At 70.9% G+C, this 20,946-nt stretch carries 16 protein-coding genes; 4 read left to right on the forward strand and 12 right to left on the reverse strand.

The features are described 5' to 3' along the window. Positions 1–239: 239 nt before the first annotated feature. On the forward strand, positions 240–3,095 hold the full coding sequence (locus ACFVYN_RS18230) for a glycoside hydrolase family 3 C-terminal domain-containing protein (protein ID WP_389999320.1): 2,856 nt from the start codon (positions 240–242) through the stop codon (positions 3,093–3,095). 96 nt (positions 3,096–3,191) lie between these two features. Here the strand turns inward: ACFVYN_RS18230 and ACFVYN_RS18235 are convergent, their stop codons facing one another. The 3 genes from ACFVYN_RS18235 to ACFVYN_RS18245 form a co-directional block, all read right to left on the reverse strand. Continuing rightward, positions 3,192–4,637, reverse strand: a complete 1,446-nt coding sequence (locus ACFVYN_RS18235) for an aldehyde dehydrogenase family protein (protein ID WP_389999323.1) — start codon at positions 4,635–4,637, stop codon at positions 3,192–3,194. Between the two features lie 134 nt (positions 4,638–4,771). Further along, positions 4,772–6,430: a PucR family transcriptional regulator gene (locus ACFVYN_RS18240; protein ID WP_389999326.1), complete on the reverse strand. Its 1,659-nt coding sequence runs from the start codon at positions 6,428–6,430 to the stop codon at positions 4,772–4,774. 117 nt (positions 6,431–6,547) lie between these two features. Further along, entirely contained in the window at positions 6,548–8,674 is a 2,127-nt protein-coding gene (locus ACFVYN_RS18245; RefSeq protein ID WP_389999328.1) for an ATP-binding protein, read from the reverse strand. Positions 8,675–8,900: 226 nt separating this feature from the next. On the opposite strand from ACFVYN_RS18245, the gene gabT reads away from it, so the two are divergent. Then, complete coding sequence (gabT, locus tag ACFVYN_RS18250; RefSeq protein ID WP_389999331.1) at positions 8,901–10,235, forward strand: 4-aminobutyrate--2-oxoglutarate transaminase; 1,335 nt, start codon at positions 8,901–8,903, stop codon at positions 10,233–10,235. Between the two features lie 154 nt (positions 10,236–10,389). Continuing rightward, positions 10,390–11,178, forward strand: a complete 789-nt coding sequence (locus ACFVYN_RS18255) for a phosphatase PAP2 family protein (protein ID WP_389999367.1) — start codon at positions 10,390–10,392, stop codon at positions 11,176–11,178. A gap of 133 nt (positions 11,179–11,311) precedes the next feature. Here ACFVYN_RS18255 and ACFVYN_RS18260 read toward each other — a convergent pair whose 3' ends face one another. The 7 genes from ACFVYN_RS18260 to ACFVYN_RS18290 form a co-directional block, all read right to left on the reverse strand. After that, positions 11,312–11,767 carry a hypothetical protein gene (locus ACFVYN_RS18260; protein WP_389999334.1) on the reverse strand — a complete coding sequence of 152 codons (456 nt, stop codon included), beginning with the start codon at positions 11,765–11,767 and terminating at the stop codon, positions 11,312–11,314. A gap of 118 nt (positions 11,768–11,885) precedes the next feature. Further along, positions 11,886–13,289 carry an NAD(P)/FAD-dependent oxidoreductase gene (locus ACFVYN_RS18265; protein ID WP_389999337.1) on the reverse strand — a complete coding sequence of 468 codons (1,404 nt, stop codon included), beginning with the start codon at positions 13,287–13,289 and terminating at the stop codon, positions 11,886–11,888. Between the two features lie 3 nt (positions 13,290–13,292). After that, the gene (locus ACFVYN_RS18270; RefSeq protein WP_389999340.1) at positions 13,293–14,093 is read right to left on the reverse strand and encodes an ABC transporter permease; all 801 of its coding nucleotides are present in this window, start codon (positions 14,091–14,093) and stop codon (positions 13,293–13,295) included. Continuing rightward, on the reverse strand, positions 14,094–15,023 hold the full coding sequence (locus ACFVYN_RS18275; protein ID WP_389999342.1) for an ABC transporter permease: 930 nt from the start codon (positions 15,021–15,023) through the stop codon (positions 14,094–14,096). It abuts the gene before it with no gap. Then, positions 15,023–16,189 carry an ABC transporter ATP-binding protein gene (locus ACFVYN_RS18280; RefSeq protein WP_389999345.1) on the reverse strand — a complete coding sequence of 389 codons (1,167 nt, stop codon included), beginning with the start codon at positions 16,187–16,189 and terminating at the stop codon, positions 15,023–15,025. The genes ACFVYN_RS18275 and ACFVYN_RS18280 overlap by 1 nt, the downstream gene beginning before the upstream one ends. Next, positions 16,186–17,433, reverse strand: coding sequence for a PotD/PotF family extracellular solute-binding protein (locus ACFVYN_RS18285; RefSeq protein WP_389999348.1), 1,248 nt, complete (start codon positions 17,431–17,433; stop codon positions 16,186–16,188). The genes ACFVYN_RS18280 and ACFVYN_RS18285 overlap by 4 nt, the downstream gene beginning before the upstream one ends. A gap of 56 nt (positions 17,434–17,489) precedes the next feature. Then, a complete protein-coding gene (locus ACFVYN_RS18290) occupies positions 17,490–19,025 on the reverse strand; it encodes a gamma-aminobutyraldehyde dehydrogenase (RefSeq protein WP_389999350.1) in 1,536 nt (511 codons plus the stop codon). 211 nt (positions 19,026–19,236) lie between these two features. On the opposite strand from ACFVYN_RS18290, the gene ACFVYN_RS18295 reads away from it, so the two are divergent. After that, on the forward strand, positions 19,237–19,806 hold the full coding sequence (locus tag ACFVYN_RS18295; RefSeq protein ID WP_389999353.1) for an NADAR family protein: 570 nt from the start codon (positions 19,237–19,239) through the stop codon (positions 19,804–19,806). A gap of 50 nt (positions 19,807–19,856) precedes the next feature. Here ACFVYN_RS18295 and ACFVYN_RS18300 read toward each other — a convergent pair whose 3' ends face one another. Next, positions 19,857–20,537, reverse strand: coding sequence for a DUF4190 domain-containing protein (locus ACFVYN_RS18300; protein WP_389999355.1), 681 nt, complete (start codon positions 20,535–20,537; stop codon positions 19,857–19,859). Positions 20,538–20,591: 54 nt separating this feature from the next. After that, positions 20,592–20,765 carry a hypothetical protein gene (locus ACFVYN_RS18305; RefSeq protein WP_389999357.1) on the reverse strand — a complete coding sequence of 58 codons (174 nt, stop codon included), beginning with the start codon at positions 20,763–20,765 and terminating at the stop codon, positions 20,592–20,594. Positions 20,766–20,946 lie beyond the last annotated feature (181 nt).

The following is a 20,946-nucleotide window of genomic DNA, read 5'->3' on the forward strand; positions in this document are numbered from 1 at the left end:
GCATCGACCATTGCGACGGAATCCCGTAGTCGAAGCGCTTCGATGTTGCTGTGAGGTTAAGTGAACACCCAGGGGTGCACAAGGGTCGATCCCAAGATTCCTCGGAGGTAGAAGAGGTGACCTTTTCTTATGCACCGCTTGAAGTGACGGTGTGGATCTCTTGACACCCACCCCGAAGTCGAATGAGCATCGAAGCGCTTCGAAAGCATCGAACCGATCCATCACAAGGGGATCCCCACGTGACCGCACACCCGCCGCACACACCGCCATTTCGCGATCCGCACCTGCCGTTCGCGAAGCGCATCGACGATCTGCTGTCGCGGCTGACCCTCGACGAGAAGATCGGATTCCTGCACCAGTTCGCACCGGCCGTCGAACGGCTCGGCATCGCCGCGTTCCGCACCGGCCAGGAGGCGCTGCACGGCGTCGCGTGGATGGGCCCGGCGACGGTCTTCCCGCAGGCGGTGGGCCTGGGCGCGACCTGGAACACCGAGCTGGTACGGCGGATCGGCGAGGCGGTGTCCAAGGAGGTCCGGGCGATGCGCGCCCGCGACGACAGGGTCGGCCTCAACATCTGGGCGCCGACGGTCAATCTGCTCCGCCATCCGCTGTGGGGCCGTAACGAGGAGGGCTACTCGGAGGACCCGAAGCTCACCTCGGCCATCGCCACCGCCTACACCCAGGGGCTGCGCGGCGACCACCCCACGTACTGGCGCACGGCCCCGGTGCTCAAGCACTGGCTGGCCCACAACAACGAGACGGACCGGGCCACCTCGTCGAGCTCGGTGCGCCCCCGGGTGCTGCACGAGTACGACCTGCGCGCCTTCCGCGAGGCGGTCGAGGCGGGCGCGGTGGCCGGCGTGATGCCGGCGTACAACCTGGTCAACGGCCGCCCCAACCACGTCTCGCCGTATCTGCGCGAGCAGCTGCGCACCTGGACCGAGGAGGAGCTGCTGGTCTGCTCGGACGCGGGCGCGCCCTCCAACCTGGTCGATCACGAGCACTACTTCGACACCCACGAGGAGGCCACCGCGGCCTCCCTCAGGGCCGGGGTCGACAGCTTCACCGACCACGGCACGGACGGCTCGCAGATCACCGCGCGCATCCAAGGGGCCCTTGACCAGGGTCTGTTGACCGAGGCCGAGATCGACACCGCGGTCCGCCGCCAGCTCTCGGTCCGCTTCCGGCTCGGCGAGTTCGACCCGCAGCAGGACCCGCACGCCGACGTCCGGGACTTCGACACCCCGGCGCACCGCGCGCTCGCCCAGGAGGCCGCCGAGCAGGCGATCGTGCTGCTCAGGAACGACGGCGTGCTGCCGCTCGCCGCGGACACCCGGCTCGCCGTGGTCGGTCTGCTCGCCGACGAGTGCAAGCGCGACTGGTACAGCGGCACGCTCATCCACCGCTCCACCCCGCTGGAGGGGCTGTACGAGCGGTTCGGCGCCGAGCGGGTGGAGTTCGCGGAAGGCGTGGACCGGGTCCGGCTCAAGACCTCCGCCGGGACGTTTCTGCACGTCCTGGCCTCCGAGGACGGCGAGGACGAGGTGCGTGGCGCCGAGGGCGCCCTCGACCCGGCGCTCCTCGCGGGCCGCACGGACCTGCCTGCGCTCACGACCGACGCGATCGGCACCGAGTTCGCCCTGATCGACTGGGACGAGGGCGTCCTCACGCTCCGCGCCCCCGACGGCCGCTATCTCTCCGTCGCCGAGGACGGCTACCTGCGCGCCTCCGCCGACCAGCCGGGCGGCTGGGTCGTCCAGGAGACGTTCCGCCTGGAGCAGCACGGCAGCGGTCACCTCCTCAGGCACATCGGTACGGGCCGCCACGTCACTGTCGCCGCGGACGGAGTGAAGGTTGCCGACGAGAACCCGGAGCACGGGGGGAAGCCGGAAATCTTTGAGCTGATCATCGCCGAACGCGGCGAGGACGCAGTGACCCGGGTCACGTCCGAGGCCGACGTCGTCCTGGTGGTCGCGGGCAACGACCCGCACATCAACGGCCGCGAGACCGAGGACCGCGCCTCCCTGCGGCTGCCCGCCCACCAGGAGCGCCTGCTGCGGGCGGCACGTGCCGCGAACCCCCGCACGGTCCTGGCCCTGGTCTCGGCCTACCCGTACGCGGTCGACACGTCCGGCCTGGCCGCGGCCCTGTGGACGGCCCACGGCGGCCAGGCGGCCGGCACCGCCCTGGCCCGCGTCCTGGCCGGGGACGTCTCCCCCGCCGGCCGCCTCCCGCAGACCTGGTACGAGAGCGACGCGGACCTGCCCGGCCTCCTCGACTACGACGTCATCGGCAGCCGCCAGACCTATCTCTACTTCGAGGGCACGCCCCTGTTCCCGTTCGGCCACGGGCTGTCGTACGCGTCCTTCTCGTACGGCGACCTGGAGGTGCGGATCGACGACGGGACCGTGCACGTCTCGTTCACGATCACGAACACCGGTGACGTCACCGCCGACGAGGTCGCCCAGCTCTACACCCGCGCGATCGACCCGGCGCTGCCCCGCCCGCGCCGCGAGCTGGTGGCCCACCGGCGCGTGACGCTCGCCCCGGGCGCGACGGAGGAACTGTCCTTCGACGTCCCGCTGCACTGCTTCGAGTTCTGGGACGTGGCGCAGGGGCGGTGGCGTCTGGAGCCGGGCCCCTACGAGCTCCTGGCCGGTGCCTCCAGCGAGGACATCCGGCTGCGGACGACGGTGGTGCTCGACGGCGAGCCCGGCGCGCCGCGTCCGGTGCTTCAACGGGGGCTTGAGGGCGCGGACTTCGACGAGCAGAGCGGTGTCGAGATCGTCGACCGGGCGAAGACGGCGGGCGACGCGGTGACGGCCGCCGAGGGCCGCACGGGTGAACTCGTCTACCGGGACTGCGACTTCGGCACCGGCGTCAGCGAGGTGACGACGACGGTGTCCGGCGCGGGCTCGGTCGAGCTGTCGCTGGCCGGGGGCGCGGTGCTCGCCGCGTGGGAGGTGGAGGAGTCCGGCTCGGGACCGTACGACTACACCACCGTCGGCGCCGGATTCACCGCCGAGGGCGTGCACGACGTCCATCTCAGGCTGCGCGGCCCGTTGCGGCTCGCGCGGGTCGGCTTCTCCGGTTGAGGGACCGGAGCGGCCGGCACACAAGAAGGGGCCCGGCACCGGAAGGCATCGGTGCCGGGCCCCTTCGAGACCCTATATGAAAATGGTTCCCATTAGCTAGAGTGCGAGCCCGGTCAGCACCAGCACCCGCTCGTACGTGTAGTCGTCCATCGCGAACTTCACGCCCTCGCGGCCCACACCGGACTGCTTGACGCCGCCGTACGGCATCTGGTCGGCGCGGTAGGAGGGCACGTCACCGATGACCACGCCGCCGACCTCGAGGGCGCGGTGGGCGCGGAAGGCGGCCTGCAGGTCGTGGGTGAACACCCCTGCCTGGAGGCCGTACTTGGAGGAGTTGACCGCGGCGAAGGCCGCCGCCTCGCCGTCCGCCTTCTGCACGGTCAGGACGGGGCCGAAGACCTCCTCGCAGGAGATGGTCGTGTCGGCCGGGACGTCGGCGAGGACGGTCGGCGCGTAGGAGGCGCCGTCGCGGTCGCCGCCGGTGAGCAGGGTGGCGCCCGCCTCGACGGCCTCCTTCACCCACGCCTCGACGCGCACCGCCGCGTCCTCGCTGACCAGCGGGCCCACGTCGGTCTTGTCGTCGGCCGGGTCGCCGGTGACCTGGGCCTCGACGGCGGCGACGATCCGGGGCAGGAGCCGGTCGTACACCGACGCGTCGGCGATCACCCGCTGCACGGAGATGCAGGACTGGCCGCCCTGGTAGTTGGAGAAGGTCGCGATGCGGGTCGCGGCCCAGTCGAGGTCGGCGTCGGAGGCGTAGTCGCCGAGGACGACCGCTGCGCCGTTGCCGCCCAGCTCCAGCGTGCAGTGCTTGCGGGGCACCGAGTCCATGATCGCGTAACCGACCTTCTCGGAACCGGTGAAGGAGATCACGGGCAGGCGCTCGTCCTGGACGAGGGCGGGCATCCGGTCGTTCGGGACGGGCAGGATGCTCCAGGCTCCGGCGGGCAGCTCGGTCTCGGCGAGGAGCTCGCCGATGACCAGCCCGGACAGCGGGGTCGCGGGGGCCGGCTTCAGGATGATCGGCGCGCCGGCCGCGATGGCCGGGGCGATCTTGTGGGCGCAGAGGTTGAGCGGGAAGTTGAAGGGCGCGATCCCGAGCACGACCCCCTTGGGGAAGCGCCGGGTCAGCGCGAGACGGCCCTGGCCGCCGGGGTCGGTGTCCAGGCGCTGGGCCTCACCGCCGTTGAACCGCCGGGCCTCCTCCGCGGCGAACCGGAACACCGAGACGGCACGGCCGACCTCCCCCCGGGCCCACTTGACCGGCTTGCCGTTCTCCGCGGAGATCAGCTGGGCGATCTCCTCGGTGCGCTCGACGAGCCTGCGGCTGACGTGGTCGAGGGCGGCGGCGCGGACGTGGGCGGGCGTGGCGGCGAACTCGTCCCGTACGGCGTACGCGGCGGCCACGGCCTCCTCGATCTGCTCGTCGTCCGGCACGGCGACCTTGCCGACGAGCCGGCCGTCCCACGGGGAGGTGACGTCGAAGGTGTCCTCGCCGGTGACCTGGCGGCCGGCGAGCCAGAAGGCGTGGGTGGAAGTCATGTCCCCACGGTAGGCCCGCGGGGGCCGGATCGAATTTGTCCGGGGTGGCGCAGCGGAGCTCTCGGACACTCCGGTTCGGCACGCCCGGGAGCCCGGGTCCGGGGCGTGCATGGCCCGGACGCTTCCGGCGGTGTCTACTCCGCCGATGCCGTCTTCAGCGCCAGCCACAGCTCCATCCGTACGTCGGGATCGTCCAGCGACCGTCCGAGGATCTCCTCGACCCTGCGCATCCGGTACCGCAGGGTGTGCCGGTGGACGCCCAGGTCGGCGGCGGCCGCGTCCCACTGGCCGTGCCGGGAGAGCCAGGCCCGCAGCGAGGCGACCAGGTCGCCCCGGCCCGTCGCGTCGTGCTCGTAGAGCGGCCGCAGCAGCCCGTCCGCGAAGGCCCGTACCGCGTCGTCGGCGAGCAGCGGCAGCACCGATCCGTCGGCCAGCTGTTCCTGGCCGACGTACACCCGGCCCCGCCGCCGGGCGACCGAGAGCGCCTGTTCGGCCTGCCGGTAGGCGGCCGCGGCGGCGATCGGTCCGGCGGGGGCCGAGACGCCGACGACCAGCTCTCCCTCGTCCCCGGCGCCCGCCTGCTCGCGCGTGCGCGCCGCCTCCAGTGCCACCGCGTACTCCCCGCACGCGGTGAGGGCGGCTCCGCCGTCCGCGGCCAGCACCACCAGGCGTTCCCGCTCGGGCACCACGAGCACGGTCTCGCCGGAGCGGGCCGCCGCGGACTCCACGATCTCGGTGAGCGCGCCGAGCGGATCGCCGTGCGTGTCGGCGGCCGCGGCGAGGGCGGCGGCGGAGGGGACCCGGGCGGGGGCGTCGGCGGCGATCCGCACGGACGACACGGCGACCGTCTCCGCCACGATCAGCCGGAAGGGCGCGTCCAGGAGGCCGCCGTACAGATCGCCCGCGACCGTGCGGGCGTGCTCCGGCTCCGCCGCGAGCAGCATCCGCAGCACGGCAGCCCCGATCCGCTGCTCGGCGGCGTGCAGGGAGCGGGAGCGCTCGGTGGTGAGGGTCAGCAGCGCGATCGCCGAGTGCACCGCGTACCGCTCCGCCGTACCGAGGGCGGCGGCCGTCCCCACCGCCAGCGCGGCGCGTGGCCGTCGCCCGGTGCCCAGGGAGTGCAGCTCCACGCGGTCGTCGTTGTCGGGGGTGCCGGCTCCCCCGACCACGGCGGAGGCGGGCGCGGGCCGCTCCCGCAGCCGTTCCACGTCGGCGGTGATGCGCGCGGCCCGGCGCCCGGCCCACTCCGGCGCGGCGGCGACGACGGCGCCCGAGGCGTCGTAGAGCGCCGCCCAGCCGTCCACCTGGGAGGCGAGCGCGGCGAGCAGCCCCTCCGGGCCGTCGGTCAGGGCCTGCCTGGTCAGTTCGCGCTGGGCGGCGAAGCCCGCGGTGACGGAGCGGTACTGGTCGGCCGCGATCGCCGCGGACACGGCCTTGCTGATGGCGAGGAAGGGGGTGCGGCGCGGCACTTCGAGCAGCGGGAGCCCCTCGTCGCGGGCGGCGTCGACCAGGGCCTCGGGGATCTCGTCGTAGCTGACGCCGACGGCGAACCCGAGCCCGACCACCCCCGCCCCGGCCAGCCGTTTCACATACCGCCGCATCGCCTCCGGATCCTCCGCGTCCAGCTTGAGCGCGGTGATCAGCAGCAGCTCCCCGCCCTCCATGTAGGGCACGGGATCGGCGAGCTCGCTGACATGCGCCCAGCGCACGGGCACGTCCAGCCGGTCCTCGCCCGCGCGCACGGTCAGCTTGAGCGCGGAGTGGTGGACGAGCGAGGCGAGGGTGGGTGGCATGGGGCCCAGGACCTTAGGAGAGGGGTGCGCAGAGGTGTGATCTTTTGGCCGGTGTGTATGAACGGCCTGTGACGATTCTGCCTCACCGTACGGTCCTCGGGTCACGCCATCACGTCGTCATCCCCGCAGATCCACCAGCAGCGGCGGCGCGTGCTCACCCGTCACCGTGGTCAGCGACAGCACCGCGTGCCCGGGCGGTACCCCGTGCGCCAGCTCGGACGCGGACCACCGCTCCCGCTCGACCTGGCGTACGGTCACCGCCCGCGCGGTCGGCGCCTTGCCGGTGATGACCCGGCGCACCGCGTGCAGCGCCTTGCCGGCCGGGGTCTCGGCGATGATCTGCCGGTCGGTGACGTCCCGCGCCTCGATCCACTCCTTGCCCCACACCTCGGCGAAGTCCTGCCCGTCCCACGGGGTGAGCCCGGACAGCGCCATCCGGCATCCGATGGCGCCGAGCAGGGGCCCGCGCAGCGGCCGCGGTACGTCGTCCAGGGTCCGCAGCGTCAGCACCACTCCCGCATTGCCCGAGCGCAGCCGCTGCACGCCCCGTACAGCCTCCGGCGTCACGATGCCGGTGGCGTCGTCGACGACCAGGCAGGCGAACAGCGACCGGTCCTCACGCACCGCGACGCTCGCGGTGAACTGCGCGAGCACCAGCCGCGCCAGGATCCGGGAGGCGTCGGCGTGCCCGCGCTGGGGCAGGTCGATCCGGACCCGGACGGGGTGGTCGAGGGCCTTCAGCGAGAAGGGCCGGGACTGCCCGGACGCGTCGGGGCCCGCGCTCTGGAAGAACGTGGCGAAGGCGGGCCGGTCGAGCAGCGCGACCCGGTCCGCGAGGATGCCCCCCACGTCCCCCGGGTTCCCCATCTGCCGCTCCCGCGCGTCGAGTTCGCGCAGCAGCGACTCCTGCCCGGAGTCCTCCAGCCCCTTGCGCAGCGCGGCCATCGGCCCTCGCGCGCCGTCGAGCAGCTGCCGCAGCTCCGGTACGGAGGGGAAGCGGCCGTGGACCGCCCAGAACGGTCCGAGGAGCTGGGCGAGCACGGTGGTGGACCGCCGGGTGTCGCCCCCCTGATGAGGCTCGGCGAGGTCCCCGACGAGCGCCTCGGCGAGCACGGCCGCGGCTTCGTCCGGATCGGTCGTCCCCCCGTACAGGTCGAGGTCGTACACCGACTCGGGATTCCCGATCTGTACGACGACGTCGTAGGCGTCGGCCGGCCCGAGCCCCGCGCCCGCGGCGCCGACCACCACGACGGCGGCCCGCCCGGCGAGCGCGTGCAGACACAACGACTCGGCGATCGGTCTGACGACGGTCCCGGTCTTCCCGGACCCGGCCGGCCCGACGGCGAGCAGCGAGGTCCCGAGCAGCTCGGGATCCAGCCCGAGGCCGGCTCCCCGATAGGCGTACGGGTTGCGGGCGTCGTCGGCGGTGGTCCCCAGCCGCACCTGGCCCGTGAGGAGGTCATGCCGGGCGAGCCGCGCGGGCAGATCCCGCTCCCCTGAGGGGTGCACACAGGCGGCGGCGCCCTCCTGGAGCACGGCACGGGTGAACGTGGCGAGGCTGAACCGGCCACCGCGCACCCCCTGCCAGGCCCGCGTGATCCGGGCATGGTCCACGTCCCGCATCAACCCGGCCCTGGCCTCGGCAGCCAGCCGCTCGGCAGCGTCGACGGCACCGGCGGCGCGCAGATCGGGGTATGCGGCGGGGTCCTCGGCCGGGACCGGGACGGGCGGCTGCTGCTGCTGCGGCCTGCGGCGCAGGTGCGGCAGGACGAAGCGACGCCACACCTCACCCCAACGGCCGAGACGGCCCACGACGATCATGATGGCCAGAGCGACGATCAGCTCGTACCCCGCGTACAGGAGGTAATTGCCGACGCCACTGCCACCGCCGCGCCAGGCATCGGGGATCAGCAGCTTGAACGGCAGGAGCCACCAGTCGCCGACATAGCCGTTCTGCAGCAGCGACCACGCGAGCCAGCCGACGAGGAACGCGATCAGCGCGCCGCTGATGAGCTGGCGGCCGGGGATGAGCTCCGGTTCCGCCTCCGGCCGGGGCCGGTGTCCGAACCGCCACACCCCGGGCAGCGTCTCGGGCCGCGGCGTCCGCAGCCACGTCAGGAACGCCGAGCTGTCCGGCGGTGGCACCGAGGGCGCCTGCGCGGGCATCGGCGGCATCACGGACCGTGCCCGTGGCACAGGATTCGCATGCGTACCCCGCGCGTCCTGCGTCCCGTCGCTGTCCATCGCCCCTGCTCCCTGACCAGCCGTTCCGTCCACCGTCAGCGGTCAATCTAACGCCCCGGCCAAGGGAGTTCACTGCTTACGCGGCCGGGCGTCGTGGCCGGCGCCATGTCCACCGCGGACAACCCGATCTCCTGACAACGCCCACATGGAGCATGCCCACTCCCCGATCCCCGGCCTAGCCTGCGAGAAGAGAACGTAAGCGCCCGCACCACCCCAGGAGCCCCTCATGACCGCACTTCCGCAGGAGCGCCGCGTCGTCACCGCCATCCCCGGCCCCAAGTCGCAGGAGCTGCAGGCCCGCCGGGTCGCCGCGGTCGCGCAGGGTGTGGGGTCCGTGCTGCCCGTCTTCACGGCGCGCGCGGGCGGCGGGATCATCGAGGACGTCGACGGGAACCGGCTGATCGACTTCGGTTCGGGCATCGCCGTGACATCCGTCGGCGCCTCCGCCGAGGCCGTCGTACGCCGGGCCACGCAGCAGCTCGCCGACTTCACCCACACCTGTTTCATGGTCACCCCGTACGAGGGCTATGTCGAGGTCGCCGAGGCCCTCGCCGAGCTCACCCCGGGTGACCACGCCAAGAAGTCGGCCCTGTTCAACAGTGGCGCCGAGGCCGTCGAGAACGCCGTGAAGATCGCGCGGGCGTACACCAAGCGCCAGGCCGTCGTCGTCTTCGACCACGGCTACCACGGCCGCACCAACCTCACCATGGCGCTGACCGCGAAGAACATGCCGTACAAGCACGGCTTCGGGCCCTTCGCCCCCGAGGTCTACCGCGTCCCCGTCGCCTACGGCTACCGCTGGCCCACCGGCCCCGAGAACGCAGGGCCCGAGGCCGCCGCCCAGGCCATCGACCAGATCACCAAGCAGGTCGGCCCGGAGAACGTCGCCGCGATCATCATCGAGCCCGTCCTCGGCGAGGGCGGCTTCATCGAGCCGGCCAAGGGCTTCCTGCCGGAGATCGTGAAGTTCGCCGAGGACCACGGCATCGTCTTCGTCGCCGACGAGATCCAGTCCGGCTTCTGCCGCACCGGCCAGTGGTTCGCCTGCGAGGACGAGGGCATCGTCCCGGACCTGATCACCACCGCCAAGGGCATCGCCGGCGGTCTCCCGCTCGCCGCCGTCACCGGCCGCGCCGAGATCATGGACGCCGCCCACGCCGGCGGCCTCGGCGGCACCTACGGCGGCAACCCGGTCGCCTGCGCCGGCGCGCTCGGCGCCATCGAGACCATGAAGGAGCTCGACCTCAACGCCCGGGCGAAGACCATCGAGACGGTCATGAAGGCCCGCCTCACCGCCATGGCGGACAAGTTCGACGTCATCGGCGACATCCGCGGCCGCGGCGCCATGATCGCCATCGAGCTCGTCAAGGACCGTACGACCAAGGAGCCGAACCCGGAGGCGACCGCCGCGCTCGCCAAGGCCTGCCACCAGGAGGGCCTGCTGGTCCTGACCTGTGGCACCTACGGCAACGTCCTGCGGTTCCTGCCCCCGCTCGTCATCGGCGAGGACCTCCTCGACGAGGGCCTCGACATCATCGAGCAGGCCTTCACCCGCATCTGAGCGCACAGGGAATTCCGGGGCTGCGGTGGCCAGCGGCAGAGGGTGTGAAGAAGGTGTGCGAGGTGGCTGTGAGGATGCGATTCCGCCTGTCGTACCCCGTCGCCCTGCCGTAGGTTCTACCCAGATGAGAGATACACCCCGCCCACAGGGGACTGTGGGCGACATCAGGACGGGGCCTCCCCAGCTTCGCCCTGGTCGTGCCCTCGCGCACACTGGAGCCTCTGGCTCCGAATCTCCTCACCGATCGGACAGTCGCCCGCCCCAAACCCCCCGGGGCGGCCGACCATCCGATCCGATCGGCCGCCCCGGAACCACCCCCCCTGTTCCGGGGCGGCCGGCCTTCCTCGTTCTCCTTCTCGCAATTCCGGCCCTCCTCTTCGCCCTGATCACCTGGCAGGTCGTCGAGGACGGGCCGCTTCTGCGTGTCGACGAGCGGGTCAGCCGCGCGCTGGTCCATCCGGACCGCGTCTCGGCGGCCCTCGCCGACCTGGGCAATGTCGAGATCGCGGTCCCGGTCCTCGTCGTGGCCCTCCTCTACGCGGCCTGGCGGGCTCGCGGTACCGGTACGGACCGGTGGTGGCTGCCGTCGGCCGCGGCGGCCGTCCTGATGGCCCTGGTCCCGGCCCTGGTCGTCCCCCTCAAGGAACTCACCGACCGCCCGGGCACCGCGGTCTCACCCGGGACCGGTTACTACCCCTCCGGCCACACCGCCACGGCCGCGATCGCCTACGGCGCCGCCACCCTCCTCGTCCTGCCCTGGCTCCGGTCCACCCGGATCCGCCGCACGCTCGTCACCGTCTACGGCCTCCTCGTCCTCGGCGTCTCCTTCGGCCTGGTCCGCCGCGGCTGGCACTGGCCCCTGGACGTGGTGGGCAGCTGGTGCCTGTGCACGGTCCTGCTGCTCGGCTTCCGGCTCTTCCTGGCACGACTGGACCGTCGCTGACCTCCTGGGCACACTGGGCGTCGTCGCTGCCGGCGGGGGACGCCCGCAGCGCCGTACTCCCGCTGTGCCGAGGAGCCGTCGGGTCCGCGCCGGCCGCACGGGCGGCCGACGAGAGCGTGGGGGAACCGTCAGGTCAGCCGTCGCCCTCCGTCGCCAGGCCCGCCGCCGCCTCGTGCATCGCCAGTTCGAGCAGCGCCGGATCGACGAGGATGCCGGAGCCGTCGGGCGGGACCAGCCAGCGCACCCCTCCCCCGGCCACCCGGCCCGGGTACGGCACGACGATCCAGGTGCCGGCACCGGCCGTACGGACACCGGTGCCGAGCCAGCGGGCCGCGGTGCCCGGCGGCACGAAGAACCCCATCCGTGCGTCGCCGAAGTCGACGAGCACCGGGCCGAGCCGGTCGAGGATGCGGGTGAGGACGTCGAGCGTCGGATAGCCGAGCTCACCCGGCAGGATCAGTACGTCCCAGGCCCTGCCCGCCGGAAGCAGGGCGACCCCCAGGGGGTTGCGCTCCCACTCCCAGCGGCAGGCCTCGGGATCCGGTGCGACGGATGCCAGCCACTCGACCGCCGTCTTCGCCCCTGTCATGAGAAGACCTTCCTCTCTCTCGTCGACGCTGGTCGCGTCACACGGGAGAGAAAGGTCTCCGTCGAGCATTACGCGGGTTCTGACCACTCGTTGGAGTGAATCGATCACCTACGATCGTTCAGCTGTCGAATCCCAGACCGAGCTTGTCCATGGTCCGCAGCCACAGGTTGCGCCGCCCGCCGTGCGCGTCGGCACGGGCCAGCGACCACTTGGTGAGGGCGATGCCGGTCCACGCGAAGGGTTCCGGCGGGAACGGCAGCGGCTTCCTGCGGACCATCTCCAGCGAGGTCCGCTCGGTGGCCTCGCCGGCCAGCAGGTCCAGCATCACGTCCGCCCCGAACCGGGTCGCCCCGACGCCGAGACCCGTGTAGCCGGCCGCGTACGCCACCTTGCCCTGGTGGGCGGTGCCGTAGAACGCGGAGAACCGCGAGCAGGTGTCGATCGCGCCGCCCCACGCGTGCGTGAAGCGGACGCCCTCCAGCTGCGGGAAGCAGGTGAAGAAGTGCCCGGCGAGCTTGGCGTACGTCTCCGGCCGGTCGTCGTACTCGGCGCGCACCCGGCCGCCGTACGGGTAGACCGCGTCGTAACCGCCCCACAGGACGCGGTTGTCGGCGGAGAGCCGGAAGTAGTGGAACTGGTTGGCGCTGTCGCCGAGTCCCTGGCGGTTCTTCCAGCCGATCGACGCGAGCTGCTCCTCGCTCAGCGGCTCGGTCATCAGCGCGTAGTCGTAGACCGGCACGGTGTACGCCCGGACCCGCTTGACCAGGTTCGGGAAGATGTTCGTGCCGAGCGCGACCTGCCGGGCCCGGACCGAGCCGTACGGAGTGCGTACGGCCATGCCGGCGCCGTACGGCCGCAGGCTGAGCGCGGGGGTGTGCTCGTAGATCCGGACGCCGAGCCGCAGGCACGCCCGCTTCAGGCCCCAGACGAGCTTGGCGGGGTTGAGCATGGCCACGCCCCGGCGGTCCCACAGCCCGGCCTCGAAGGTCGGTGAGGCGACCTGTTCGCGCACCGCGTCGGCGTCCAGGAAGTCGACGCCGTCGGCGAGACCCTTCTGCTGGAGCTCCTCGTACCAGTCGCGCAGTTCCGCTGCCTGGTACGTCTCGGTCGCCACGTCGATCTCGCCGGTGCGCTCGAACTCGCAGTCGAGGTCGTGCCGGGCGACCGCCTTCTCGATCTCGTCGAGGTTGCGGGCACCCAGCTCCTGGAGCTGGTGGATCTCGTCCGGCCAGCGGGTGAGCCCGTTGGGCAGGCCGTGGGTGAGGGAGGCCGCACAGAAGCCGCCGTTGCGACCCGAGGCGGCCCAGCCCGTCTCACGGCCCTCCAGCAGGACGACATCCCGCCCGGGATCACGCTCCTTCGCGTTCAGCGCGGTCCACAGCCCGCTGTAGCCCCCGCCGACCACCAGCAGGTCGCAGGTCTCGGCGCCGGTGAGGGCGGGCTCGGGGTGGGGCCGGCCGGGGTCGTCCAGCCAGTAAGGGATCGGCTGGGCCTCGGAAAGGGCCTTTGTCCAACGGCTCATGGACTACGCCTTTTGCTTGTTGCGGCGATTGCTGATGACCATGGACGTCAGGACCAGGAGTACGGCGACGAGGAACATGGTCGTACCGATGACATTGATCTGGACGGGCGTTCCGCGCTGTGCCGAACCCCAGACGAACATGGGGAAGGTGACGGTCGAGCCCGCGTTGAAGTTGGTGATGATGAAATCGTCGAACGAGAGCGCGAAGGCGAGCAGCGCGCCGGCCGCGATTCCGGGGGCAGCGATGGGGAGCGTGACGCGGAGGAAGGTCTGCAGCGGTCCCGCGTAGAGGTCCTGCGCCGCCTGCTCCAGCCTCGGGTCCATCGACATCACGCGCGCCTTGACCGCCGTCACGACGAAACTCAGGCAGAACATGATGTGGGCGATGAGGATCGTCCAGAAGCCGAGCTGCGCGCCCATGTTGAGGAACAGGGTGAGCAGCGAGGCCGCCATGACCACCTCGGGCATCGCCATCGGCAGGAAGATCAGCGAGTTCACGGCGCCTCGGGCACGGAAGCGGTAGCGTACCAGCGCGAAGGCGATCATCGTGCCGAGGACGGTCGCGCCGACCGTCGCCCAGAACGCGATCTGGAGGCTGATGGACAGCGAGCCGCACATGTCGGCGACCCCGCAGGGGTCCTTCCAGGCGTCCGTGGAGAACTGCTGCCACTCGTAGTTGAAGCGCCCCTTCGGTTTGTTGAAGGAGAACACCGTGACGACGACGTTGGGCAGGAGGAGATATCCGAGCGTGATCAGTCCCGCGATGACGACGAGACGACGCTTGAGCCAGTTGACGAAGGCCATTTAAACCAGATCCTCCGTGCCGGACCTACGGATGTAGAACGTGACCATGAAGAGAATCGCGGCCATGAGGATGAAGGAAAGGGCCGCGGCCGTCGGGTAGTCCAGAATGCGCAGGAACTGGGTCTGGATGACGTTTCCGACCATGCGGGTGTCCGTGGAGCCGAGCAGATCGGCGTTCACGTAGTCGCCGGCGGCCGGGATGAAGGTCAGCAGCGTCCCGGAGACCACGCCCGGCATGGACAGCGGGAAGGTGACCTTGCGGAAGGTGGTGACGGGCTTGGCGTACAGGTCGCCCGCCGCCTCGTGCAGCCGTCCGTCGATGCGCTCCAGCGAGGTGTACAGCGGCAGGATCATGAACGGCAGGAAGTTGTACGTCAGACCGCACACCACCGCGAGCGGCGTGGCCAGCACGCGGTCGCCGGTGGTCCAGCCGAGCCAGTTGGTGACGTCCAGGACGTGCAGCGTGTTGAGGGCGCTCACCACCGGGCCGCTGTCCGAGAGGATCGTCTTCCAGGCGAGGGTGCGGATCAGGAAGCTGGTGAAGAACGGCGCGATCACCAGGACCATGATCAGGTTCCGCCAGCGCCCCGCGCGGAACGCGATGAGGTAGGCGAGCGGATATCCCAGCACCAGACAGAGGACCGTCGCGGCACCGGCGTACAGGATCGAGCGCAGGAACTGCGGCCAGTAGTTGGCCAGCGCGTCCCAGTAGGTCGCGAAGTGCCAGGTGACCTTGTAGCCCGTCTCCAGGGAACCCGTCTGCACGGACGTGGAGCCCTGGTAGATCATCGGCAGCGCGAAGAAGACCAGCAGCCACAGGATGCCGGGCAGCAGCAGCCAGTACGGCGTGAGGCGGCCCCTTCTGCGCGGGGGCTTCTTCTCGGGCGCGGTCGGGGTCAGAGGCGGTGGCGCCTCGGTGAGCGTCGCCATCAGACCGTCGCCTCTTCCTGGATACCGGCGTCGATGTCCTGGTCGGCGTCCAGGCCGAAGGTGTGGGCCGGGTTCCAGTGCAGGACGACCTCGGCGCCGGGCACGAGCCGGTCGTCGCGGTCGATGTTCTGGGCGTAGACCTCGAACTCGGGGCAGACGGGGCTGTCGATGACGTACTGCGTGGAGACGCCGATGAAGGAGGAGTCGGCGATCTTCCCGGTGATCCGGTTGCGCCCGTCCGGGATCTCCCCGGCCTCGTCGGCGTGGGTGAGGGAGATCTTCTCGGGCCGGACGCCGACCAGCACCTTGCCGCCGGTCGTGGCCGGTCCGGCGTACCGTGCCTCGGGCAGCACCAGCTTTCCGCCGCCCGCCTTCAGGACGATGTCGCCGCCGCTCGTGGAGTCGACCTCGGCCTCGATGAGGTTGGAGGTGCCGAGGAAGTTGGCGACGAAGGTGGTGTTCGGGTTCTCGTACAGGTCGGTCGGTGAGCCGAGTTGTTCGACGCGGCCCGCGTTCATCACGGCGACCGTGTCGGCCATGGTCATGGCCTCCTCCTGGTCGTGCGTGACGTGCACGAAGGTGATGCCGACCTCGGTCTGGATGCGCTTGAGTTCCAGCTGCATCTGGCGGCGCAGTTTGAGGTCGAGGGCGCCGAGCGGCTCGTCGAGGAGCAGCACCTTGGGGGTGTTGATGAGCGCCCGCGCCACGGCGACCCGCTGCTGCTGGCCGCCGGAGAGCTGATGCGGCTTCTTGCGCGCCTGCTCCCCGAGCTGCACGAGCTCCAGCATGTCCTCGACCTGCTTCTTCACCGACTTGATGCCACGCCGGCGCAGACCGAAGGCGACGTTCTCGAAGATGTCGAGGTGCGGGAAGAGGGCGTACGACTGGAAGACGGTGTTCACCGGCCGCTTGTAGGGCGGCAGCCGGGTCACCTCCTGGTCGCCGAGGTGCACGGTGCCCGTCGTGGGCTCCTCGAGGCCGGCGATCATGCGCAGGGTGGTCGTCTTGCCGCAGCCGGAGGCGCCGAGCAGGGCGAAGAACGAGCCCTGGGGCACGGTCAGGTCGAGCGGCTGTACGGCGGTGAAGCCGTTGTCGTACGTCTTGCTGATGCCGGAGAGGCGGACGTCTCCGCTGTTGTCTGTGCTCTTGTTCGTCACGGTGATCACGCCCCAGTCAGCTTCGCGAACTTCTCTTCAAAGGCCGTCTCTTCCTTCGCGCTCAGGGAGCGGAAGGAGTGGGACTTCGCGGCCATGGCCTTGTCGGGGATGATCAGCGGGTTGTTCGCCGCACCCTGGTCGATCTTCTCCAGCTCGGGCTTCACACCGTCGACCGGAGACACGTAGTTGATGTACGCGGCGAGCTCGGCGGCCGGTTTCGGCTGGTAGTAGAAGTCGATGAGCCGCTCGGCGTTCGTCTTGTGCCGGGCCTTGTTGGGAATCAGCATGTTGTCGGTCGACGTCATGTATCCGCTGTCCGGGATGACGAAGTCGATGTCCGGACTGTCCGCCTTCAGCTGGACGACGTCACCGGCCCAGGCGACACAGGCCGCGAAGTCACCGCTGGTCAGGTCGGAGGTGTAGTCGTTGCCGGTGAAGCGGCGTATCTGCCCCTTGTCGACGGCCTTCTGGAGCCGTGCGATCGCCGCGTCGTAGTCGTCGGCGGTGAAGTGCGCCGGGTCCTTGCCCATGTCGAGCAGGGTCATGCCGATACTGTCGCGCATCTCCGACAGGAAGCCGACCCGCCCCTTGAGCTTGGCGTTGTCGAGCAGGTCGGAGATCGACTTCACCTCCTGGCCGTCGAGGGCCTTCTTGTTGTAGGCGATGACGGTCGAGATGCCCTGCCACACATAGGAGTACGCGCGCCCCGGGTCCCAGTCCGGGTCACGGAACTGCGCGGAGAGATTGGCGTAGGCGTGCGGGAGATTGGAAGCGTCCAGTTTCTGGACCCACCCGAGCCGGATGAGCCGGGCGGCGAGCCAGTCCGTCAGCACGATGATGTCGCGCCCGGTGTCCTGCCCGGCCGCCAGCTGGGGCTTGATCTTCCCGAAGAACTCGACGTTGTCGTTGATGTCCTCGGTGTACTTGACCGAGATGCCGGTCTGCTTCTTGAACTGGTCGAGCGTGGGGTGGCGCTTCTCGCTCTCGTCCACGTCGATGTACTCGGTCCAGTTGGAGAAGTTGACGGTCTTCTCCTTGGCCGAGTGGTCCTCCGCGGAGACGCCGCCCTGGGTGGTGCCGGCCGCGGGGATTCCGCAGGCGCTCAGTGTCCCGAGGCCGCCGACCGCGAGCGCGCCGCCCGCGGAGGCACGCAACAGGGACCGCCGGGTCATGGCGGCCCGGCCATTGCGGAAGCTGCGCCGCACGGCGGCCACTTGGGCCGGTGACAGGCGGTCGGGCTCGTACTGCTCCATGCGCTGGTGCCCTTTCGGGAAGGTGGGCGGCCGCGGGTCGGGCGGCCTGAGTACGGCTATCGGTCCCCGAAGATCGTGCGGTGCCAGTCCTTCCTGACAACCGCCGTATTGTCGAACATAACGTGCTTGATCTGGGTGTACTCCTCGAACGAGTACGAGGACATGTCCTTGCCGAAGCCGGACGCCTTGTATCCGCCGTGCGGCATCTCGCTGATGATCGGGATGTGGTCGTTGACCCACACGCACCCGGCCTTGATCTCCCGGGTGGCCCGGTTCGCCCGGTAGACGTCCCGGCTCCAGGCGGAGGCGGCGAGCCCGTAGGGCGTGTCGTTGGCGAGCCGAATGCCCTCGTCGTCACTGTCGAAGGGCAGCACCACGAGCACCGGCCCGAAGATCTCGGACTGGACGATCTCGCTGTCCTGGGCGGCGTCGGCGACGAGCGTGGGCTTGTAGTACGCCCCCTTGGCGAGCTCCCCGCCCGGCGCCTCTCCGCCCGCCACCACGCGCGCGTAGCCACGCGCACGGTCGATGAACCCGGCGACCCGGTCCCGCTGGACGTGCGAGATCAGCGGCCCGAGATCGGTACCGGCGGCGAACGGGCCCCCCAGCCGCACGCTCTCCATCAGGGCCGCGGTCCTCTCGACGAACGCCTCGTACAGCGGGCGCTGTACATACGCGCGCGTGGCGGCCGTGCAGTCCTGCCCGGTGTTGATGAGCGCGCCGGCGACGGCCCCGTTGACGGCGGCCTCCAGGTCGGCGTCGTCGAAGACGAGGAAGGGAGCCTTGCCGCCGAGCTCCAGGTGCAGCCGCTTGACGGTGGCGGTGGCGATCTCGGCCACCCGCTTGCCGACGGCCGTCGACCCGGTGAAGGAGGTCATGGCCACGTCGGGATGCCCGACCAGCCGCTCCCCGGCCTCCTTGCCCGTCCCGGTGACGATGTTGATCACACCATCCGGAATCCCGGCGTCGGTGGCGGCCTGGGCGAACAGAAGCGAGGTGAGCGGGGTGATCTCGGCAGGCTTCAGGACGATGGTGTTCCCGGCGGCGATCGCCGGAAGGATCTTCCAGGCGGCCATCTGCAGCGGATAGTTCCAGGGCGCGATGGACCCCACGACACCGATGGGCTCACGCCGCACGTACGAGGTGTGATCCCCGGAGTACTCGCCGGCGGACTGCCCCTGAAGATGCCGGGCGGCACCGGCGAAGAAAGAGGTGTTGTCGATGGTCCCGGGGACGTCGAACTCCCGGGTCAGCTTCAGCGGCTTCCCGCACTGCAGCGACTCCGCGCGGGCGAAGTCCTCGGCACGGTCGGCGAGCACGGCGGCGAACCGGTGCAGGGCGTCGGACCGCTCACCGGGAGTGAGGGCCGCCCAGCCCGGGAAGGCCGCACGGGCCGCGGCGACGGCGGCGTCAACGTCCTCGACGCCCGCCAGTTCATAGGTGAAGACCTCCTCACCGCTCGCGGGATCGACGACCGCGTGCGTACGACCAGAGGTCCCCTTGGTGAGACGCCCTCCGATGAACTGCGCGCCGTCGGCGAACCGCTCCTGTGCCGCGAACCGGTCCGGGATGGAACTGCCCGGCTTGTGCATGTCGCTCTCCTCCGCCGTCACCCCGCGGCTACCGCGGGCGGGTGGCGTAGCTCCAGCTCGATTTGAGTGCCGATCCTGGCAGAGCAATGGCACTCATACAAGGGATTCCGTTGTTGCCTTTGGGTTACGCGACGGAATCTGTCGACCAGGTGTCGAGTCGGCCCCGAAAAGAGAGGACGGAGTGTCAGTGGTTCCTGCCAGACTCGGGTGCATGGGGGAGATCACGGGGACGATCGATTCACAGGATGCCCTGGTCACGCAGGTCAGGGCCGGAGTGAAGATCAAGTATCTGCACTTCTGGGGCCACCGCCCGCGCCCGGACGGCCGGGTCGGCGCGAGCTGTCTGAGCCAGTGGCGGCCGTCACCGTTCGTGGTCGACGGAGTAATCTACGCGACCGCCGAGCACTGGATGATGGCGGCGAAGGCGCGCCTTTTCGAAGACGAGGAGGCGGAGCGCCGCGTACTGGCCGCCGGCCACCCGTCCCAGGCCAAGAACGCGGGCCGCCTGGTCCGCGGTTTCGACGAGCAGACCTGGCGGCGCGAGCGCTTCGGAATCGTCGTCGAGGGCAGCGTCCACAAGTTCACGGCCCACGAAGACCTTCGTGCGTTCCTGCTGAACACCGGAGAGCGGGTCCTGGTGGAGGCCAGCCCGGTGGACCGGGTCTGGGGCATCGGGCTCGCGGCGGACGACGAGGCGGCGAACAACCCCGAGCGCTGGCGGGGCCCGAACCTCCTGGGCTTCGCGCTGATGCAGGCGAGGGACCGCCTCAGAAACGCCTGAGGGGACCACCGGATCCCGGCGGTCCCCCTTGTCCGGCTGTTCGACGGTTGCTACGCCACCGGGGCGACCGCCACGACAGCGAGGGACCCGTCGTAGTAGTCGGACTCGTCATCCGAGTTGATCGCGGCGGTGATCCCGATGGCGAGCAGGACGATCACGGCGACCCCGAGGATCGTCCCGATGATCCCCGTGATGAACCCGGCCTGCGCCTGCCCGCGGTTGGTGGCCTCACCGCGCTCGGCCCGCTTGCGCCCCTTGATCCCGAACACGATGGCAAGGACCCCGAGCACCAGCGAGAGAACGCCGTACATGCAGAACAGGGCGCAAGACAGGATGCCCAGCACCATCGCGGCGACACCCATGCCGTTCTGCGGCGGCATCGGCGGGGCCCAGCCGCCGTACCCCTGCGGAGCCTGCGGATAGCTGGGGTAGCCGTAGCCGACGGGAGCGCCGGGACCCTCGGGCCCGATGGGCGGCGGCGGTACGGAGGCGGGTACGCCCTGCTCCGGGGCGGGGTATCCGTAACCGGGAACGGGGGCGGGCCCCGCGGCTCCAGGAGGCGGGAAGCCATAACCGTCGTTCGGCGCGGAGGTCACAGTGGCCTGATCATGTACGGAGTGCGACGGCGGCTGCCCGGCCCCGGGCGAGGGGCTCTTCTCCAACGAGGGCCCACTCTCCGGTGGCGCCCACGGGTCCCGACCGTCCCCGCTCGACTGCGTTCCGTCCGTCATGCTCATGTCCCCCTTGGTCGTTCGTGCGGCCATGTTACGGCAGGCAGCGCCGGGTCAGGTGGCGAGGCGACTGCGGGCCAGTGGGGGCTGGTCGCGCAGTTCCCCGCGGGCAGCTGCGCTGGGCTTGGGCAGGGCGCCGAGGGGGTTGCCGGGTCGGGTTGTGGGGCGGCTGCGGGCCGGTGGGGGCTGGTCGCGCAGTTCCCCGCGCCCCTGAGGGGTTGCGGTCACCTGCGCCAGGACGGACCGTTCGCCGGACCGCGCACCACCACGGGCCGTTGGCCGCGTACGGCGTGAAGGGGACGGGGTGGGGGGTGTCCGCCCGCAGCGGCCGGCGTCCGTCACCGAGCACCGCCAAAGCAGCCGAGCCGCCGGACCGAGGACGGACACCCCCCACCCCGGCCCCGACCCA

Source organism: Streptomyces sp. NPDC058307 (assembly GCF_042880295.1).
In the GTDB taxonomy this organism is placed as follows: domain Bacteria; phylum Actinomycetota; class Actinomycetes; order Streptomycetales; family Streptomycetaceae; genus Streptomyces.

Bases quoted from the DNA above. Each gene is read 5' to 3' on its own strand.
- ACFVYN_RS18285 (WP_389999348.1), bottom strand. From the start codon at position 17,433: ATGGAGCAGTACGAGCCCGACCGCCTGTCACCGGCCCAAGTGGCCGCC.
- ACFVYN_RS18235 (WP_389999323.1), bottom strand. From the start codon at position 4,637: ATGACTTCCACCCACGCCTTCTGGCTCGCCGGCCGCCAGGTCACCGGC.
- ACFVYN_RS18295 (WP_389999353.1), top strand. From the start codon at position 19,237: ATGGGGGAGATCACGGGGACGATCGATTCACAGGATGCCCTGGTCACG.
- ACFVYN_RS18245 (WP_389999328.1), bottom strand. From the start codon at position 8,674: ATGGACAGCGACGGGACGCAGGACGCGCGGGGTACGCATGCGAATCCT.
- ACFVYN_RS18300 (WP_389999355.1), bottom strand. From the start codon at position 20,537: ATGACGGACGGAACGCAGTCGAGCGGGGACGGTCGGGACCCGTGGGCG.
- ACFVYN_RS18240 (WP_389999326.1), bottom strand. From the start codon at position 6,430: ATGCCACCCACCCTCGCCTCGCTCGTCCACCACTCCGCGCTCAAGCTG.
- ACFVYN_RS18290 (WP_389999350.1), bottom strand. From the start codon at position 19,025: ATGCACAAGCCGGGCAGTTCCATCCCGGACCGGTTCGCGGCACAGGAG.
- ACFVYN_RS18260 (WP_389999334.1), bottom strand. From the start codon at position 11,767: ATGACAGGGGCGAAGACGGCGGTCGAGTGGCTGGCATCCGTCGCACCG.
- ACFVYN_RS18265 (WP_389999337.1), bottom strand. From the start codon at position 13,289: ATGAGCCGTTGGACAAAGGCCCTTTCCGAGGCCCAGCCGATCCCTTAC.
- gabT (WP_389999331.1), top strand. From the start codon at position 8,901: ATGACCGCACTTCCGCAGGAGCGCCGCGTCGTCACCGCCATCCCCGGC.
- ACFVYN_RS18275 (WP_389999342.1), bottom strand. From the start codon at position 15,023: ATGGCGACGCTCACCGAGGCGCCACCGCCTCTGACCCCGACCGCGCCC.
- ACFVYN_RS18270 (WP_389999340.1), bottom strand. From the start codon at position 14,093: ATGGCCTTCGTCAACTGGCTCAAGCGTCGTCTCGTCGTCATCGCGGGA.